This is a genomic window from Neptunomonas sp. CHC150 (assembly GCF_030397555.1).
Lineage (GTDB): Bacteria > Pseudomonadota > Gammaproteobacteria > Pseudomonadales > Balneatricaceae > Neptunomonas > Neptunomonas phycophila.
Genome location: NZ_JAPNXU010000010.1, coordinates 157,546 through 176,287, shown reverse-complemented (window position 1 = coordinate 176,287; position 18,742 = coordinate 157,546). Strand labels below are relative to the sequence as shown.

At 45.3% G+C, this 18,742-nt stretch carries 17 protein-coding genes; 9 read left to right on the top strand and 8 right to left on the bottom strand.

Annotated elements, in window-relative coordinates; all coding sequences use genetic code 11:
- Positions 1–23 precede the first annotated feature (23 nt).
- Positions 24–1,142, bottom strand: a complete 1,119-nt coding sequence (locus tag OW491_RS12590; protein ID WP_290036296.1) for a DUF3524 domain-containing protein — start codon at positions 1,140–1,142, stop codon at positions 24–26.
- A gap of 242 nt (positions 1,143–1,384) precedes the next feature.
- On the opposite strand from OW491_RS12590, the gene OW491_RS12585 reads away from it, so the two are divergent.
- The 4 genes from OW491_RS12585 to OW491_RS12570 are packed head-to-tail and all read left to right on the top strand — an operon-like array spanning position 1,385 to position 5,409.
- On the top strand, positions 1,385–2,503 hold the full coding sequence (locus OW491_RS12585; protein WP_290036295.1) for a polyamine ABC transporter substrate-binding protein: 1,119 nt from the start codon (positions 1,385–1,387) through the stop codon (positions 2,501–2,503).
- 55 nt (positions 2,504–2,558) lie between these two features.
- Positions 2,559–3,695: an ABC transporter ATP-binding protein gene (locus OW491_RS12580; RefSeq protein ID WP_075179136.1), complete on the top strand. Its 1,137-nt coding sequence runs from the start codon at positions 2,559–2,561 to the stop codon at positions 3,693–3,695.
- On the top strand, positions 3,692–4,594 hold the full coding sequence (locus tag OW491_RS12575; RefSeq protein ID WP_075179135.1) for an ABC transporter permease subunit: 903 nt from the start codon (positions 3,692–3,694) through the stop codon (positions 4,592–4,594). Before OW491_RS12580 ends, OW491_RS12575 begins: the two co-directional genes overlap by 4 nt.
- Positions 4,594–5,409 carry an ABC transporter permease subunit gene (locus OW491_RS12570; protein WP_290036293.1) on the top strand — a complete coding sequence of 272 codons (816 nt, stop codon included), beginning with the start codon at positions 4,594–4,596 and terminating at the stop codon, positions 5,407–5,409. Before OW491_RS12575 ends, OW491_RS12570 begins: the two co-directional genes overlap by 1 nt.
- A 22-nt stretch (positions 5,410–5,431) precedes the next feature.
- On the opposite strand, the gene modC is transcribed toward OW491_RS12570, so the two are convergent.
- The 3 genes from modC to modA are packed head-to-tail and all read right to left on the bottom strand — an operon-like array spanning position 5,432 to position 7,992.
- A complete protein-coding gene (gene modC, locus OW491_RS12565; RefSeq protein ID WP_290036292.1) occupies positions 5,432–6,523 on the bottom strand; it encodes a molybdenum ABC transporter ATP-binding protein in 1,092 nt (363 codons plus the stop codon).
- Positions 6,520–7,191: a molybdate ABC transporter permease subunit gene (gene modB / locus OW491_RS12560; RefSeq protein WP_290036290.1), complete on the bottom strand. Its 672-nt coding sequence runs from the start codon at positions 7,189–7,191 to the stop codon at positions 6,520–6,522. The genes modC and modB overlap by 4 nt, the downstream gene beginning before the upstream one ends.
- A gap of 9 nt (positions 7,192–7,200) precedes the next feature.
- Complete coding sequence (gene modA / locus OW491_RS12555) at positions 7,201–7,992, bottom strand: molybdate ABC transporter substrate-binding protein (RefSeq protein WP_290036288.1); 792 nt, start codon at positions 7,990–7,992, stop codon at positions 7,201–7,203.
- Positions 7,993–8,252: 260 nt separating this feature from the next.
- Here modA and OW491_RS12550 point away from each other — a divergent pair, with 260 nt between their 5' ends.
- Positions 8,253–8,555, top strand: a complete 303-nt coding sequence (locus tag OW491_RS12550) for a hypothetical protein (RefSeq protein WP_075171157.1) — start codon at positions 8,253–8,255, stop codon at positions 8,553–8,555.
- A gap of 55 nt (positions 8,556–8,610) precedes the next feature.
- Here the strand turns inward: OW491_RS12550 and OW491_RS12545 are convergent, their stop codons facing one another.
- A complete protein-coding gene (locus OW491_RS12545) occupies positions 8,611–9,183 on the bottom strand; it encodes a glutathione S-transferase N-terminal domain-containing protein (protein WP_215150614.1) in 573 nt (190 codons plus the stop codon).
- 315 nt (positions 9,184–9,498) lie between these two features.
- Between OW491_RS12545 and OW491_RS12540 the strand changes: the two genes are divergently transcribed.
- Together OW491_RS12540 and OW491_RS12535 are read left to right on the top strand one after the other, a co-directional pair.
- The gene (locus OW491_RS12540; protein WP_290036285.1) at positions 9,499–10,632 is read left to right on the top strand and encodes a peptidase M42; all 1,134 of its coding nucleotides are present in this window, start codon (positions 9,499–9,501) and stop codon (positions 10,630–10,632) included.
- Complete coding sequence (locus tag OW491_RS12535; RefSeq protein WP_290036283.1) at positions 10,625–12,091, top strand: RimK family protein; 1,467 nt, start codon at positions 10,625–10,627, stop codon at positions 12,089–12,091. The genes OW491_RS12540 and OW491_RS12535 overlap by 8 nt, the downstream gene beginning before the upstream one ends.
- A gap of 91 nt (positions 12,092–12,182) precedes the next feature.
- On the opposite strand, the gene OW491_RS12530 is transcribed toward OW491_RS12535, so the two are convergent.
- The 3 genes from OW491_RS12530 to OW491_RS12520 all read right to left on the bottom strand — a co-directional run bounded on the left by OW491_RS12530 (position 12,183) and on the right by OW491_RS12520 (position 14,805).
- Positions 12,183–13,343, bottom strand: coding sequence for a GNAT family N-acetyltransferase/peptidase C39 family protein (locus OW491_RS12530; protein ID WP_290036282.1), 1,161 nt, complete (start codon positions 13,341–13,343; stop codon positions 12,183–12,185).
- A 181-nt stretch (positions 13,344–13,524) separates the two neighbouring features.
- Positions 13,525–14,052 (bottom strand): hypothetical protein, encoded by a 528-nt coding sequence (locus OW491_RS12525; RefSeq protein ID WP_290036281.1) that lies wholly within the window; start codon positions 14,050–14,052, stop codon positions 13,525–13,527.
- 333 nt (positions 14,053–14,385) lie between these two features.
- Complete coding sequence (locus tag OW491_RS12520) at positions 14,386–14,805, bottom strand: Rap1a/Tai family immunity protein (RefSeq protein ID WP_075171163.1); 420 nt, start codon at positions 14,803–14,805, stop codon at positions 14,386–14,388.
- 257 nt (positions 14,806–15,062) lie between these two features.
- Between OW491_RS12520 and OW491_RS12515 the strand changes: the two genes are divergently transcribed.
- Entirely contained in the window at positions 15,063–17,234 is a 2,172-nt protein-coding gene (locus OW491_RS12515; protein WP_290036279.1) for an EAL domain-containing protein, read from the top strand.
- A 98-nt stretch (positions 17,235–17,332) separates the two neighbouring features.
- Entirely contained in the window at positions 17,333–18,562 is a 1,230-nt protein-coding gene (locus OW491_RS12510) for a sugar dehydrogenase (protein ID WP_290036278.1), read from the top strand.
- The last annotated feature ends 180 nt before the right edge of the window (positions 18,563–18,742 follow it).

Genomic DNA, 18,742 nt, shown 5'->3' with positions numbered 1-18,742 from the left:
ATGCCAATAAATCACCTATGTCTTCATTGATGTAGGTGTTTTTTTATCGCCGTTAAATCCGCCATTAATGAGCAATACTGATGTTGTATATGATCCCAGCTTAAGTGGCTTATGTCGGGGGCTGTTGGTAGTTGTTTGCTTTGTTTTAATTGAGCTAGCTCAGCTATTCGGATAGCTGCTGCTTTTGTTTCCTCTTTTTGAGTCGTTCCCGTATAGCAATAAGTAGTGTCTAATAGTTCCGGATAGGCTAAACGGTTTGGAACGACCGGAATAGCTCCTGCGGCGACGCCTTCTAGTACCGCTATGCCTTGGAAATCGTGATCAGCGGTTGATAAAACAACGTCAGCTTGGTTGAGGCATTGTCGATACGCATCCGCGTGAGTGAGATAACCATACCGGTCGATGCGGTGCGCAAACTTATCTTTAATCACTTTAAATGCGCTGGGTTGCTGCCTGAACTGTTGGCCAACAATATCAATGATGTAATCAACACGCATCGACTCTAGTGTGTTTAGTATGGCGAGTAAAAGGTCGGGCCCTTTATCGTATTCCCAACGATGGTTCCACACCATACGCAGAGCACCTTGGTTGTTATGCTCACGAAGGGATGTAAAGCAGTGTGCAGGCAGCGGCACAGGTATGACGGATGACTTTTGGCGTAATTGTTCTACCAAGTTGACGGGAACATGGTCTGGCAGTTTATGCAGTAAGCGATCAACGCCTGTTAAAAATGTGTGGCGGTTGTAATCGGTATTAAAGGCGAGATGGTCGGCAGCTAATGCGGCATAAAGCGTTACCATCATAGGTTCAACGCTTGCATGCACATTGTTCGTCTCTGGGTAGGCGAACTGATTCTCATGAAAATACAGCAGTGTTGGGGTAGAGGCTAGCTCGGGTAAAAAGCCCCTTAGGCTTGCTAAATCAGTCATCGAAGTAGCAATCACGAGATCGTATGATTGCGAGAGTAGAGCACGGTCTTTGCCAAATGCCCAGCTCATACTGTTACCTCTGATGCGCCAAGAGAAATAGCGAGGGGGCAGTGTCATCAGCGTAAAGTCATGGTCATCACAATGCTTTATAAGGCCTTGATGCCAGTAACGATGGCTATGAGCATCGTAAGCTGATAGCAGTAAAATGCGCATCAATGAATTCCTTTTTTCAGGGCGTGTGGAACAATTCTTTAAGCTGATAGCAGAGTCTATGTGAGATTAGGAAATGAGAGAAGAGAGTGGATTGTTCTAATCGCGCCAAAGGCTTAAAAAAATATGGATTTTTCTGTTTATCCTGTCATATTCAGCGTTTTTGAATGATGGCCACTAACCATCTAAGATAAATGATCTCTCCGTTGTGGAGTCACTTGTATATCTCTGAGGGGATGTTACCTATGAAGCGTTTTGCTACAGGCTTAAAAGCGACTGGCATTAAAACAGCAATACTCGCCACTTTGGCGGCAAGCTCTTTAGTTGCCAATGCTCAGGATGAGCTACATGTGTACAACTGGTCTGACTACATTGCTGAAGATACTATTCAGCGTTTTGAAGATGAAACGGGCATTAATGTTGTATACGACGTGTATGACTCTAATGAGGTGCTAGAAGCAAAATTACTAGCGGGTAATAGTGGCTATGATTTAGCCTTCCCAACGGCACGCCCTTTTGTTGATCGCCATATTAAAGCGAAGCTATACGCTCCATTGGATAAAGCTCAATTATCACGCTTGGGGAATATCGATACCGATATTTTACACTCGCTTTCGGATATTGATCCGGGCAATCAGTATGCGGTTCCTTATATGTGGGGAACAACGGGAATTGGCATTAACCTCACCAAAGTGAAAGCAATTCTGGGTGACGACTTTTCACTGGATACATGGTCGCTAATTTTTGATCCGGCCATAGCTGAAAAGCTGAGTGAGTGCGGTATTTCGTTAATGGACGATCCTAACGAAGTTTTTAAAGCTGCACAGGCTTACAGTCACTCGGATACTAATGATTACAGCACGCAAGGCTTAAATAAAGCCGCTGAAACGGTGAACGCAGCAAGGCCATTTATTCGTTACTTTCATAGCTCGCAATACATTAATGACCTAGCTAATGGAGACATTTGTGTTGCACATGGTTACAGCGGTGATGTGCTACAGGCGCGTGATCGTGCGGCGGAAGCGAATAACGGCGTCGAGATTGCCTATCTAGTCCCTAAAGAAGGAGCTGTAGTGTGGACTGATGTCATGGTTGTACCGGCTGATGCCCCTAACCCAAACGCGGCCCATCAGTTTATTAACTTCCTGTTGCGCCCTGATGTTATAGCGCCAATTACTAATTTTGTTGCCTATGCCAATGCTAATAAGGCAGCCACTGAATTAGTAGACGAAGCGATTCGTAATGACCCGGGTATCTACCCTTCAGGCGAAAAATTGAAGTCATTGATAGCTATTAAAACTCCGAGTGACCGTGAAGCGCGGACGATGACACGTTTGTGGACACGTGTAAAAACGGGCCAGTAATGAGGTAACCCTCAGTGAACCTCGCTGAGGGTTTTTAATTGGAGTACGAGTTTAGATGGCGACTATTCGCTCATTTACCCCCCAAGAACCATGGCAAGCCCCTGAAGGTGAGCCGCTGGTGCGTATCGAGAAGGTCACCAAGAAGTTTGGTGATGTGTATGCCGTTGATGAAGTTAGCTTAGATATCCATAAAGGCGAGTTTTTTTCATTACTGGGATCGTCCGGTTGCGGTAAAACAACGTTGTTGCGTATGTTGGCGGGGTTTGAGACACCGTCCTCTGGACGTATTTTTATTGACGGTGTTGATATTACCGAGGTACCTCCATACAAGCGGCCTATTAATATGATGTTTCAGTCGTATGCGCTTTTTCCGCATATGAGCGTGGAAGACAACATCGCCTTTGGTTTAAAGCAAGAAGGCATGGCAAAAGCCGAGCGCAAAGAGCGTGTGGCAGAAATGATGTCGCTGGTACAAATTAGCCCGTTTGCAAAACGTAAGCCTCACCAGCTATCGGGTGGTCAGCGCCAGCGTGTGGCGCTAGCGCGTGCGTTAGCAAAACAGCCTAAAATTTTATTGCTGGATGAGCCGTTAGGCGCATTGGATAAAAAACTGCGCGAAAAAACTCAGTTTGAGCTCGTTAATATCCAAGAGCGTCTGGGTATGACATTTATCATAGTGACGCATGACCAAGAAGAAGCAATGACAATGTCATCGCGCATAGCATTGATGCGTGATGGCCGCATTGAACAGATTGATCCGCCGCGCCGTTTGTATGAGTTTCCATCGACACAATTTGCCGCGTCATTTATTGGCAGTATCAATTTACTATCTGGTTATGTGGTTGAGCAAACTAGCCATTACGTCACTATTCAGAGTGAGGAAGCTGGCGGTCTGTTACGTGTTCATCATAGCCAACCTTTGGTGGCAGGCATGCCTGTTACGGTCGCGATTCGTCCTGAAAAATGCCGTTTGATCCCAGAGTTAACAGGTGAGCCAAACGAAGTCAGTGGTGTGATCAAAGAAATCGCTTATTTAGGTGATGTGTCTATTTATCATGTTGATTTACCTTCGGGTAAGCGGGTTCAGTTTACACAGTCTAATGTGCAAGCATTAGCCGAACAGCCACTGACATGGGAACAAACGGTGCATCTTAGTTGGAAAGAAGACAGTTGCGGGGTGCTCACCGAATGATTAACGCGGTTAGTCGTTTCTGGACGGGGCGCACGTTAATCATCGGTGTGCCTTGGCTGTGGCTGGGTTTGTTCTTTTTGCTGCCTTTTCTGTTTATATTGAAAATCAGCCTGTCCCAAGCCGTGTTAGCTCAGCCTCCTTACACAGATTTGCTCGGTGAGATTCAAGATGGTTTGGTGACTATCCAACTGAATTTTGGCAACTATCTCTTCTTGCTGGAAGATCCTCTCTACCTGCAAGCCTTATGGGGATCAGTAAAAGTCGCAGGTATTTCTACACTACTCTGTCTGGTGCTGGGTTACCCTATGGCCTATGCGATTGCCAAGGCGCCGTCTCATTGGCGCTTGCCTTTGTTAATGCTCATTATTTTGCCTTTTTGGACCTCGTTTCTTATTCGTGTCTATGCATGGATTGGTATTTTAAAAAATAATGGGCTGCTCAATCAGGTCTTAATGGGAATGGGAGTTATTGATTCGCCGCTGGAAATTATGCACACACCTGTCGCAGTGTATATTGGCGTCGTTTACAGCTATTTACCGTTTATGGTGTTGCCTTTGTACGCCACTTTAATTCGGCTGGATGAGTCTTTAAACGAGGCCGCTGCCGATTTAGGCTGCCCACCATGGAAACAGTTCATCAAAGTCACTTGGCCACTCTCGTTGCCGGGGGTGTTAGCCGGTTCTATGTTGGTTTTTATCCCTGTTATGGGTGAATTTGTCATTCCAGATTTGTTAGGTGGTCCCAACACCTTGATGATCGGTAAACTGCTGTGGATAGAGTTTTTTAGTAATAAAGACTGGCCATTAGCATCGGCTTTAGCGGCTGTATTACTGTGTGCTTTGATTATCCCGTTTGTAGCATTGCGACATTTTGAGCGCCGCGCCGAGGAGGTAAGCTGATGTGGCGTAGAATGCCTGTGTTGATGACAGTGCTTGTATTTGGTTATGCGTTTTTATATGGCCCTATTCTTAGCTTGATGGTGTATTCATTTAATGAAAACCGCCTGGTCACGGTGTGGTCTGGATTTAGCACCAAATGGTACGGTGAGTTATTACAAAACGAACAAATATTAGACGCGGCGTGGCTCAGTGTAAAAATAGCGTCGGTTAACGCATCATTAGCGGTTATTTTAGGGACGTTAGCTGCGCTGGCATTGGTGCGTTTTAAGCGCTTTCGTGGGCGCAGCGTTATGCAAACCATGGTGACAGCTCCCTTGGTTATGCCCGAGGTTATTATTGGCTTGTCCTTATTGTTGCTTTTTGTGGCGATGCAAAAAACCTTGGGATGGCCCGAAGGTCGGGGCCAGTTAACCATTACGATTGCGCATGTCACTTTTTCATTGGCTTATGTCACCGTTGTTGTGCAAAGCCGTTTATCTCATATGGATCAGTCGCTAGAAGAAGCGGCTTTGGATCTGGGGGCTAAGCCGCTTAAGGTTTTCTTCACTATTACGTTACCCTTAATAGCGCCGGCATTATTAGCTGGCTGGTTATTGGCTTTCACTTTATCAATGGACGATTTGGTTGTTGCTAGCTTTGTATCGGGCCCAGGAGCAACGACCTTGCCTATGGTGGTGTATTCGAGTGTGCGTTTGGGGGTTAGCCCTCAAATTAACGCGCTAGCCACAATTATTGTACTGGTTGTCAGTATGGCCGTACTGATTGCGGGTATCGTGATGTACCGTAAAGAAAAGCGTGCTAGCCGCTTATCGTAAGAACCGGTTACCTGCGCAGACTTTACAGCTTAACAAGCGAGGCCCCTTTTATTTGAGCATACACCGGAGTGCCTTCTTCGAGAGCAAGGTGGTCTTTTGACCGCCTTGTAATTCGCGCTAATATTTCGCTTTTATGCCCAAGACGTAGGCGCACATTGCACATGGCTTCGCCTTCGGGCTTTATTCCAATCACGGTAGCGCTTAAGCAATTCACAATGGAGCTATCCGTGGGTGGCGTTAGCGATAAACTGACGTGGCTGGCACCAATGCGAATACGGCGCTGTGAACCGACAGTAGCGATATACCCAGGCATGTATAACATACCGCCATCGATTGTTAATTGAGTCAGAGCGTACTGCTCGTCGTAGTGGTGTACTGTGGCGTCGACTAGCGCTCCGGCACGGTTAAAGTGGCTAAGTGGACCTTCGAGGTCGAGCATTAACGTGTGTACGTCCCCTTCGGCAATGACAGTGCCTTTCTCCATAATAATCAAATGATCAGCTAAGCGTTCAACCTCTGTTAGTGCATGGGTTACATACACAATCGGGATTGATAGCTCGTGGGGCAGGCGCTCTAAATAGGGCAGTATTTCGTTCTTGGTTTTAAAGTCGAGAGCGGATAACGGCTCGTCCATTAACAGTAGCTTTGGTTGTGAAAGTAGTGCCCGGCCAATGGCAACCCGTTGTTTTTCACCGCCGGATAAATGAGTTGGTTTGCGTGCTAACAGGTGTTCAATACCTAATAAGTTGGTTACTTGATCCAGCGTAATGTTATTGGTGCCTCGGCTTCGTTTCGCTCCAAATAGTAAGTTGTCTTTTACGCTGAGGTGATCAAATAAACTGGCTTCTTGGAAAACATAACCTAGCTCACGCTGGTGGGTGGGTAATGCCTTGTCATCATGTTGCCAGTGAATATTATTCACTGTGACTTGGCCATCTACTGCGTGATGTAAGCCTGCAATACAACGTAAGAGCGTGGTTTTACCGCAACCTGAAGGCCCAAAAAGTACCGTAAAGCCGGATGAGGGCAATGTAAGGTCGACCTGTAGGGTAAAGTCCTCTAATTGTGTCTTTTGTTTTATGACTAGGTTGCTAGGTGGGGTAGTGGTCATCATCGTACTGTCCCACCGTGACTTGGCTGCTTATTAAGCTTAGATAGCACTAGCATGATGACTAATGCAAACACCACCATCCCCGCTGCAATTTGATGTGCCTTGTGCCACTCGAGTGTTTCTACATAGTTGTAAATAGCAATCGATAGCACTTGTGTCTCGCCAGGGATGTTGCCACCGATCATTAATACGACACCAAATTCTCCCAACGTGTGGACAAAAGTCATTGTGGCACCAATGACAAGGCCTGAGCGTGCCATGGGAAGCACGACACTAAAAAAAGTATCCATTGGGCTAGCGCGCAATGTTGCGGCTACTTCAAGAGGCCTCGGGCCGATCGCCTCAAACGCGGCTCTTACGGGTAGCACCATAAAGGGTAAAGAGAAAATGACTGAGCCAATGACTAAGCCACTAAAGGTAAAGGTTAATGGCCCACCAAACCACTCGGCAAGTGTCTGGCCTAGTGTATTTGTAGGGCTTAATAATAGGAGCAAATAAAAGCCTAAAACCGTCGGCGGCAGTACTAACGGGAGTGTGACTAAAGCGGCGACGACTTCTCTTCCCCATGATCGCTTTCGTGACAGCCACCACGCTATCGGCACGCCTAGTGCTAATAAAATAGCCGTTGTCGTAAAGGCCAGTTGTAGTGAGAGCAGAATCGCGTTGGTCATGATGGTGCTTTACTCAGTTAAATATCCGTGATCAGTAATAATTTTTTTGGCAGTAGGGGAGTGTAAAAACGTTAAAAACTGCAGCGCCGCTGCGTTTTTTTGAGCACGCTTTAACAGTACTGCCTGCTGCTTAATGGGGGTAATTTTGTCTGAATTTATCACGGTGTAATAACCTTGAGTTGCTTTGGCTTGCCCTAATGAAACAAAAGCCGCATCAACATTACCGGTGTCGGCAAACTGTAATGCTTGGCTTACATTATCACCAGTGACTCTTATTATATTGTTATTTAATTGAAGGCTGTTTAAAAACTGCTGAGCGGCAAGTCCGTAAGGGGCGGATTCTGGATTGGCTAACGCAATCCGATGAATACTGCCATCTAAAAGCGCAGAGCTGCCTAGTTGATCTAGACGAATGGCCTTACTAAAGAGGGCTAATTGCCCAATAGCGTAGGTAGAGGCAGGTGCAACAGCAAAGCCTTGTTTGATGAGGCGTTGCGGGCGGCGAGTGTCTGCGGCTAAAAAAACATCAAAGGGTGCGCCATGCATAATCTGAATAGCAAGCTTTCCTGTTGAGGCTGTACTCAGTTTTAGAGTGTGGGGGGAGTACTGTTCAAAGGCTTGGGCCAATGCGCTTGCCGATGAGTAAAAGTTTGCGGCTACAGCGATACGGGCTTCCCCTGCGGTAGCTGCATTAGTGTGAAGGCAAGCGATGCAACAACATATTCCTACTAACCACCTACGTAAGCCTGCGAAGCTGAATTGGCGACAAAAAATGTGTAAATGCAAAACACAAGATATCAAGTATGCTCTCCTTTAGGTGTGCTGCTGTTGCTTGTGAACGTTTCTTGTTTTCTTTTAGTCTATGACTTTAATAAGTTTTTTTAGAAAATATTGATGGCGGATATCGATCAAATTTATCTCATATTTCAGAAGAAAGAATGTTTTGTTGCACTGCACAAAAATGTTTGACAAAGCGATAAAAAAGACTATCATGATAATCATTGTGCAGTGCAGCAAAAACAACGTATAGAAACAATATACACATTCTTGGAGTTACAAACATGACTAACTTAGACTTACAAAAGCCGCTTGAAACTATGAAAACCCTAATGGCTCTTCAAGCGTCTACTATGAACAAATCAGTTGAGCTACAAAAAGCATCTGGTGAGCAACTTGCTAGCTTTTTCAAAACTGAAATGGAAAAAGCAAAAGACCTTAAAACACCTGAAGATATGGTTAAGTTTAATGTCGCTGCAAACCAAGGCTTATTCGATTTAATGAAAGCTCAAGGTGAAGCGTTTACGGCATTGGCTACAAGTGCTAGCCAAACTGCTATGGATGAGATGCAGAAGTTGGCTAAGTAAGCAGCCTGCGTTTCTTTAAAAGCCCCGGTTATCCGGGGCTTTTTTTGTTGTAAGGTTAAAGGCGCGGATCAGTATTTTTGATGAGCGTTTCATGCTTATGCGATTGCAAAAAGGCCGCTAATGCAGGGGTTTCTTCAAGCGATAGTAATTCGCGAAAACTCACCCAGTCGAGTAAACAATACAAACAAATAGACGGGTAGTGCCACTCATCAAAGCTGCCATTAGCTGCGGCTGCTTCTAACAGATTAATCGTATTTGCAATCCGCTCTTTTTGTAAGTCTGCAATTAACAACTCTCCCTCTGTGCTAATGCCTGAACGCGTCAACATGAACAGTGTAATGCATGAGTCATTTACAGCGTCGATCATGGTCAACAGGTTTTCTTGATCCCAGCTCATCTGCGCGTGGTTTAACTTGTTCGCTAAATACTTATGAATTACACGTGAGTCGAGTAGGGTTTTATCGTCATCGGTCAAGACTGGAACTTTCATGACCGGAGTAAATTTTCGCAATGCGTCGCGGCCTTCAGGCGAGTAGATATTGAGTGCGATAAACTCATGTGGATAGTTATCCATGAACAAGCGTATGCGACGTACATAAGGTGAGGTAGTCGATCCAATTAACTGCATGTTGTTCTCCAGTGGAATTCGGTAGCGGCTTTGTTAGCTAAGGCCAGTATAAAGAATAAATAGGCTGCGTAAGACTGTATTTTGGGAACAAAGAGTTAAAGGTTAAGCCTCATTAAATATACAGTAAGACGATAATAGTTATTGCCCACGAGTAATAGACATGATAAATAGCATTTTTAAAAAGTAGCTTAAAAGTTGATTCGTACCGAGAGGTTATCAACCTAGTTACTTACCGACCTTTAACCCCAACCGTTGGGGTGCCCAGACCGTCAGATATGATGTGGCAAGCATCGGCCAGCGAGGATACTGACGCCCATGGAACACACATCTACACCGCCTTCAAACGATCGATCGGGACCCGCTTCTTCGGTCGTCCCACGTCGTTTTTTAGACTTATTAGCTATTTTGCTGCGAAGCCCCAGTGTTGTGGGAGCCGAGCATTCTTTTTTCCGTGTTCTTAAGCGTGAACTAGAAGAGCGCGGTGCGCAGGTAAGCTGGTATGAGGGTGTGTTAGTGGCGCAAGGCGCTCGGCCTAAAAGCGTTATGTTCTCGGCACACATCGACCGTCACGGTTTGGTGTGCACTGGACCGAATGAGTTTCAGTATGCCGCGTTTGTGGCGAGTGCACGTTCTGATTTGCTGGGTAACTCGGTCAGCGAGCAGTTGATGAATAAGATCGTACATCGCTTTGAATCCGAATCAGTCTATGCATATGAGCCGTGGTCAGGGGCTTATCATGGAAGCGGGGTGATTGATCGAGCGTATATTTGTGAGCACCGTAACAACCTGATTTTTGAGTTGGCAGGCATGAACCACTTAGCTGCAGGTACACCGGTTGCTTTTCAAGACCGCTTAAAGCAAACCGATCAAGCATTAGTCGGCCAGTTAGATAACGTATTAACGGCTGCAGCTTTAGTGTATTTGTTTGAGCTGGGTTTTGAAGGAACGGCCTTTTTTACCGCGCAGGAAGAAGCCGGAAAAAGTTGGCGGTATTTGCTGGAGTGGTTTAGGCGTTTTGGCGAAACAACCAACCAATTGATAGTGGTGGACACTAGCCCGTATCCAGATTTAGAAGCAGCAGGCCAACAGCATGTTGTATTACGAAACAAAGACGCGAACGCCACATTCAATGAGCCGTTAACCCAGCGCCTATCTCATTTATGTGATGAGTTAGGGTTACGTTATCAATTTAAAGACCGTTATGTTGAAGCAATGAATGCGATACAAAAAGCAAAAGGCGAGGAGCCTTCATCATTAGGCTCGACTGAGATGGGGCGTATTATTGCCGCATCGAATGGCTTGGTAGATGGTACCACCTTGCAAATACCCACGTCTGGTTATCATACCTTGTCAGAGTCGGCGCCATTGGCATCGGTTTCTGGATTTTTAAATATATTGTCTGGCCTTTGTAGCTTGGCTCAACCCGTAGAGGGGCGTTTGGATGTATAAAACATTAGTCGTTGTTGATAACGAAACCCAGCTGGCTGATATGTCAGCGTTTGATGCGGTGACGTTTGAGCGTTATTTAGCGGACTATCCTAAACGTAATGAGCGTAAAACTCGGCTTATTAATTTATGTGATACGCGTCAGTATTTAAGCCGCGGGTACTATTGTTCTTTGTTGGCTGAAGCACGCCAACACAAAGTGCTCCCAAGTGTGAGTGCGATTAATGATCTGCGTGACAGTGATGAGAAAACCCTCAGCTTACAGTTAAGTGCGACCCTCGCTGGTGTCCCTAGCGACAAAACGATCACCTTGATGATTTTCTTTGGACAGTTGGCCGATAGCCAGGCAATACCGGACGAGCGTTTAGCAAAGTTTGCGCGCCAAGTGTTTGATCAATATCCAGCCCCAATTTTGAAAGTGTCGTTGACGCCCGCTAAAAAGCAATCGCCTTGTATTGTTGAGCGTTATGCTTATGCGCAGTTAGAAGGCGATCTTAAATCGGCTTTTTTAGAGCAGTTGTCTTCTTTTGTTGAAAATGTATGGCGAACACCCACTAGCCGCAAGCGTGCACGTTGGGAGATGGCTATTTTGGTGAATCCTAACGAAAAGCAGCCGCCGAGTGACAAAGTGGCGATCAGTCGTTTTATTAAAGCGGCGAGCAAGGTTGGCATTCATGCAGAAGCCTTATCCGCAGAAGAGTTAGGACCATTAAGCCAGTATGACGCGCTGTTTATTCGTGAGACTACGGCGATTGATCATCACACATATCGCTTAGCGCGCAAGGCAGAGAAGGAAGGTTTGGTTGTTATTGATGATGCGACTTCTATTTTGCGATGCTGCAATAAAGTCTTTTTGCACGACGCATTTAGTTACAACGGTGTCCCGTCACCTAAAACAGAAGTGGTGATTGCTGCCAGCGAAGCGGATTTAGATGCTGTTGAGCAATCATTTGGTTATCCCCTTGTATTGAAAATGCCAGAAGGGTCATTTTCTAAAGGTGTTTATAAGGTAAAGGACCGCGCGGAGTTAAAAGAGCGTTTAGAGGAGCTGTTTGTTGATACGGCTTTGGTGTTAGCGCAAGAATACCTTTATACGGATTACGATTGGCGTATTGGGGTGCTCAATGGTCGCGCGATTTATGCATGCAAATACATGATGGCACGCAATCATTGGCAAATTTATAATCACGAATCTAAGCGTTTTAACTCGGGTGGTTTTGAAACCCTACCCACATTTGAAGTTCCAAGAGCGGTATTGCAGGCAGCACTTAAAGCCTGCGATATGATTGGTAATGGCCTGTACGGTGTGGATATAAAACAAAAAGATAACCAAGTGTATGTTATTGAAGTAAATGACAACCCAAGTATCGATCACAAGGTAGAAGACGTGTACTTAGGGAATGAGCTATACATGGTCATTATGACTGAATTTGCCAATCGTTTAGAAAAGCGCGGACGATAGTCCAGCAGGCAAGGCCGCTTAGCTCACCTATCATTAAACGCCGACGAGGAGTTCCCCTGTCGGCGTTTTTTTATGAGCCCGTATTGTGTTTTTAAGAGAGGTTATTGCTGTAGGCTGCGTTTTCTATAATGATGGCGGTGCGTAAACGCTCGCGTCCAAAGCAGGCCATGTGGTTAAAGTTTTCTCGGGCAATAGGAATATGCTGGCAGTCGAGAGGGTCTTGCGACAAGTCGTCTGGGTCGGGATCGTGTACATATAAACAATCATCATCCATGGCTGTGACAACAACCCAATGAGGTGCTTTGCGGCCATCCATACGGTAGGTGCTAATTAGAATAATAATGGTGGCGTGGCGCACTAATGCTTGTTGTATTTGTTCTTGGGTGATGTCTTCATAATTCACCTGTAAGCCCGCATTATGCGCTTGATCCTTAAAGTGCTGATCAACAACGCCCATGATGTGCTTTTTGTGATCGGAGCGTACGCCCTCTATAAATAGTGGCGTGCGCGTATTGATATAAACCGCTGAAACAAATCCTCGATAGTGCGCCGCTAACGCTAAACCGACCGGGTGACATCCCCCGTGTCCAGAGGTCATAAAAATAGTTGTGGCTTCTCGCCAGATATCAAGTTCTTCTAGCTGTGTTAATGCCCGCTCAGGCTGCAGTGTTGCCATCGCCATGAGCAAAGATGCAGGCCCGCATGTAAACTCGGTGGTTTGCTGGTACCAAGGCGTGTTCCGCACATTGGGTGCACAAGCTCCTCTGAGTATACGTTTTTGCATACGCAGGGCGTCGCTATGGTCTTCGTAGTAGTCTCTGTATTCATCGAAACACCAGTAACCTAAACGGCGATATAAAGTGATAGCGGGCGTATTATTTTTTGAGACTTCCAGACGCATAAAAAAACGCCCTTTCTCAGCCGCGTTGTTTTCTAAAGCCGTTAACAGGGCTTGCCCTGCACCGGTTTTGCGGCCTGTTGGCATGATCGCTAATGAATAGAGCCGAGCTAAGCGGGTGCCTTTATGCAAAAGAACCAGTCCATAGCCGAAAATAGTGGCGTTATTTTCTACCACTAAAAAAATACGATTGTTAGCTTGCAGCCAATGCTTTAATCGACGGCGAGACAATTTATCGCCAAGAAAACACGTATTTTCGACTTGCTCAAGCACATCTAAATCAGAGATAGCGGCTTGGCGTATCGTTAGCGTAGGCGGTACAGAAGTGTATGTGTCTAAATTGGCATTGGGCATGGTTGGCAAGCACTCATTGCGTTGTGCAACGTAAAAATATCAAACAATAATTGCTGATAATGAGGCTTTTGGTGGGTGAATAAAAGTAGATGAGTACCGAATTAGTGAAATAAACGTTACTGCGAAGAGGGCGTTAAGAGCGGGAGTCGTAGAAGTGTTTCCCGGCCTTAACGCTTGAGTATTAGGCTGTTTTAGTACGGTAAGAAGCTCCAGAAACTAACAGTAAGCCTGCTGCTAGTAAAGCTAGTGTACCGGGGGCAGGCACATCATAGGCATCACTATATACTGGGCTCATGGTGTAACTGTTATTGGTGTCATCACCAATGGTGTAAGTAAAGTTGACATCAAAAGAGCTAAGGTCCGTATCATCTACTCCGGTAGAGTCTTCTAAGCCAAGAACGCGAAAGGTAGTAACGCCGGGATCATCAAATGTGTAAGGTGTTCCTGCATAGTGTTCGGTTTTAAAGACAAACTCTGAACCATTCCACATAAAAAGCCCGAATAACCCACCGCTCACAATATCGGGGAGTGTGGCGCTCTCGAAAATACCGGCAGATCCCGGCTCAATAGAAAAGTCGATACCCATAAAAGTGGTTGTGGTGATTGGGGCCGCATTAACAGGCGCGGTCAGTGCGAAAGTTGTTAGTAATGGCAGAATACAGATTTTACAACGTCGATAAATCTCTGCCTTTCGTAACGGATAAAACATGCTGAAAATCTCCAAATCAAAAGGCCTTTCTTAAGGTAAAGCAACAAATATGCCTGATAAGCTAATAGGCCTGTAAAGCATATACTTAACACAATATTAATAAAACAAGCGTTTGAAAATCAGTGTGTAATTGCTCTTAATCGTAAAGAAAGCTGACAATTTGTCAGCGCATAGAGTGCACATGTACCCCGAAAGTTCCTTGGATACAGCAGAAAGCAGGATTAGCTTGGCACTTAGCGTGGATGCCTAAGATAAGAGGGGAGCATACAGATAACAAGAGCCGTCAATAAGAGGCTCTTGTTAAGAAGATCATGTCAGAAAAGTGATGACGTATTAGGGTTGAGTTGCGGGTTTATTAGCAAACTCTTCGCAAGGGTAGCCCAACACAAACGTGTTATATACGCTAATCTGAACCGGCTCAGAGGCTTTCTCTGGGTTCTCTTTGATGTAAGCAATGACTTCATCAAGTAGCTCTTGGGACTGTTTACCGGCAGGTAGGCAGACAAAGTTACGTTTTACCGCCCCTTTTTGTCCCAACATGTTACCCACTAAATTAAAGCCGTTGATCATACCGCCTACAAATCCAGAACAAGACCCTGCGTTTAGCGCACGGTTAACCGCATCTTGTGGTGTTTCTTTGCCGGGAGATTGATAGAGGTTATTACACTTGTCATAAAACTCTTGGCTGGTAAGTGCGTAAGACTGGCTGCTGAAAAGGGAAAGTAGTAAGGCAGCAGAAAGAAGTCCTTTCATGAGATTATCCTTAATTTTTTGAAAAGCTGTTAGAACTTTACCATAAAGAATGAAAGATCGTTATCTTCATAAGACGGGGTTGATGAAATTTTCGTATGAGTTAGCAGGGAGAATTGGGTAGTCCTGTTAATAAAGGTTTTGGCTCAGTACTCTTTTCCTCTGGGTGCGTCCAAAGTAGTGAGGTTTGTACTATGCTGATGATAACTAATGAGGAGACTATTAATTTTGATAAAACTGTATAAAAACGAGAGTGCTTAATGGCGTTGCAGCGTATTTATAGCCAGCGTAAATTAATAACGGCATTTGTTTTCCTGTTAACGCTAGCGATCGGCTTGTATGGGGTCACATTAGGTCATTCGTTAGCCGATGCGCATCTTCGTGCGCAAATGAGTGCTTTGGGTAATGCTAAGGCTCGATTTTTAGAAAGTCGATTAGGTCATATTCTGACTTCTACGCGCATTATGGCGCTTGAAATTAATCGCAATAACGGCACCATCAACAATTTTGATGAATTTGCATCAGAGATCATCAGCTCCCTGGGCGGTATCTCTAATTTGCAGTTAGCCCCTGACGGTATTGTGACTGAAATATACCCTCTAGTGGGTAATGAGAAAGCGTTGGGTCATAACATACTCCGGGATGATAAGCGTCGGGATGAGGCGCTACTCGCGATTAAAGAGCGTCATTTAACGTTAGCCGGCCCTTTTGAGTTAGTTCAGGGCGGTATCGCCGTTATCGGACGTTATCCTGTTTTTTTGGATGCCGAGGTTGGGAGCCGGTTTTGGGGGTTTTGTTCCGTCGTTATCTATTTGGAAGAACTCCTCAAACAGGCTTACCTTGAAGACCTGTTGGAACAGGGCTATGGGTATCAGTTGTCACGTACCGATCCTGTGTCTAAAGCGCCTTATATTTTTTTGAAATCCGGTTTTGAGCTAGACGGGATTAGTGAAACCGTCAGTATTAATGTGCCAAATTCTAGCTGGCTTTTGACGGTGTATCAGCCTCATCATGGGGTTGAGCTAATTGATGTGTTGGGGGGAGTGCTTAGCGTATCTTTTGCGGGATTGTTGGCTTTTCTGGCAAATTACTATATGCGTAAACCGGAGGTGCTCAAACTCATCGTTGATGAAAAGACTGCCGAGTTAGAGCAGCTTGCTTTCTATGACCCACTGACGGGTTTGGCAAATCGGCGATTGCTCATTGAACATTTAAAATATGCAGTGAATAAGTCCATCAGGAATAATATTCAGTCAGCTTTGTTGTATCTGGACTTAGACGACTTTAAGCGTATTAACGATTCCCTAGGGCATGAAATAGGGGATGGTTTATTAGAAGAAGTGTCGACACGCATCGTCAATAATATTCGTAAAGGTGATATTGCCGCACGCTTAGGGGGAGATGAGTTTGCGGTGTTGTTTGTTAACTTTTCAAATACCCATAACATTAGTCAATTGGTGAACAAGCTGATCCAAGTTATTGAGGCGCCAATGCTATTACAAAAAAAATCATTGTCTATCTCTACTTCCATCGGGATTACCTTGATACCTACTGATAGTGATGATGTGCCCACGTTACTTAAAAATGCAGATATCGCTATGTATGCGGCTAAGCGTAAAGGAAAAGGCGGTTTTAAGTTTTTCGATAGTGCCTTGCAGCAAGCGGCGTTAGATCGTTTGCGGATAGAGGAAGGGCTAATCCAAGCGCTAGAACGGGATGAGCTCCGTTTACATTACCAGCCAATTGTTAATTTAAATACTGAGAAAGTAGTTAGTTATGAAGCATTAATTCGTTGGGAACATCCTGAAAGCGGGCTGTTAAGCCCGGATAAGTTTATTGCTATTGCGGAAGAAAGCGGCATTTTGCTGCACATGGGTTATTGGGCTATTAATCAAGCCTGTTTATTGATTAAGAATACGGCCTACTTAGGGAACGCGCGCTTTGGGGTGGCGGTCAATTTATCTCCGAGGCAGTTTACGGATGCGGAGCTTGTTCCGACTATCGAGCGTTTTATTGAAAATTACGAGATAGATGCGAAATATTTGGAAGTTGAAGTGACAGAGACCGCTTTAATGGACTGCTTAGATGAGGCTTGCGCAACATTGGATAAGCTCCGTGCTATGGGTATTAATGTTGCTATTGATGATTTTGGTACAGGCTACTCCTCTTTATCTTTATTGAAGCGTTTGCCTGTGGATAAGTTGAAAATAGACCGAAGTTTTATTATGGACTTGGAAACCGATGAGGTCGGCCGAAAAATTGTTGGTACACTTATTTCGATGGCTCACACGTTAGAGTTAACGGTTGTAGCAGAAGGGATAGAAACCCCTAGTCAGTGTGCTATTTTACAATCATTGGGGTGTGAGCAAGGGCAGGGGTATTTCTTTAGTAAGCCCAAATCTATCGAACATTATTATGAAGGCTTACCTTAATATAATTACTCATGAGGCCGGCCCTGGATAGCGACTAATATTGTAAAGAGCATTTTTGTCGTGCGGGATGTTCACGTGCCCATTTAGCAGGAGGCGTAATGACCAAAGACAGTTTAAGATATTGGGTGAATACTTTCGCCATGCGTAAACCCCGAAGCACTTCTCGTTTTAGCGTGTGTTTGATTATGATAGCCGCCAGTTTAGCTCAAACAGGGCAGGCCAGTACTTTTGCATTACAGCCGCAGTCCCTGACGGTAGCAGGGAAGCGTGTAAGCGTGAATGTCCCGCCGGGGTATCGGCTTGAGCTGGTAACCACTGATCTGTCGCAACCGAGATTTCTTACCTTTGCTGATAATGGCGATCTGTTTGCAGGATCTCAAAGCGGCTATGTGTATCGTTTAGTGCCGCCTTATACCCGAGTACAAAAACTAACTCCAAGCTTTCGTTATCCACACAGCTTGACGGTACGCGAGGGTAAGTTATTTATTGCATCTACCGAAGCCTTGTATCGAGCTGAAGGCATCAATGGTAAACAATTAGTGAATGTACAGCGGGTTCTTGACCTGCCTGCGGGTAACGGCCATAGCAGTCGTACCGTCAAGCAAGGTCATGATGGTAAGTTGTATATCAGCCTCGGTATTAGCGGTAACTGCAGTGATCAGTTTATGGGAGCCGGTTACCCGTTTGAGCAGCGACGTGGAGGTCTTTTCGTTGTTGAAGAGAAAGGAAAATCAATGCAATTAAGGCCCTATTCGACAGGGCTACGTAACCCTGTTGGCTTCGCTTGGAACGACCAAGGCGAACTGTTTGCTACTAATAACGGGCCAGACCATTGGGGATATGATCAACCTGAAGAACAATTAGCGGCGTTGAGTGAAGGGTCTTTTCATGGCATGCCTTGGTATCAAGTAATCGATGGTAAGGTTGTTCGTGATTCATGCCGTACCAATAAGCCTCCTATGGATATAGATGCTGTTACGCTACCCGTTGCTATGTTTCCTTCACGTAACGCACCTATGGCCATTGAGTTTATCCCGTCTAATCACGCGGATGCTCGGTTAGCCGGAAATGCTGTTGTTGCCTTACATGGTTCCTGGGCTGTTAAAGCCGGAGAAGGGCGGGCATCTAAGCGACCGCCGAACTTGTCATTGGTTATATTCGATGAGGAAAAAAAACCAGCAGTTGTGGAGTGGGTGACTGGCTTTCAAGAGGTTGATGGACAACGCTGGTCCCGCCCTGTTGGAGTGGCTGTGAGCCCAAAAGGAGAGGTCTATTTTTCGAGTGATGGCCCTGTATCCGCTATCTACCGGTTGGTACTCGATCATTAATAGTGGATATATCGCTTCATATTTCGGCAGAAAGACCCATTTTTTAGTTATTTTAGATTGGGCTTTGCACGTGAGCTGGTCTAAAGTTAGTGGTAAGCAGTGAATGGAAGCTTAACGAATAAAGTGGGTAGATCATGTGGTTAATTCGTCACATGGGTGCTTTTTAGCTCAAGTAACAAC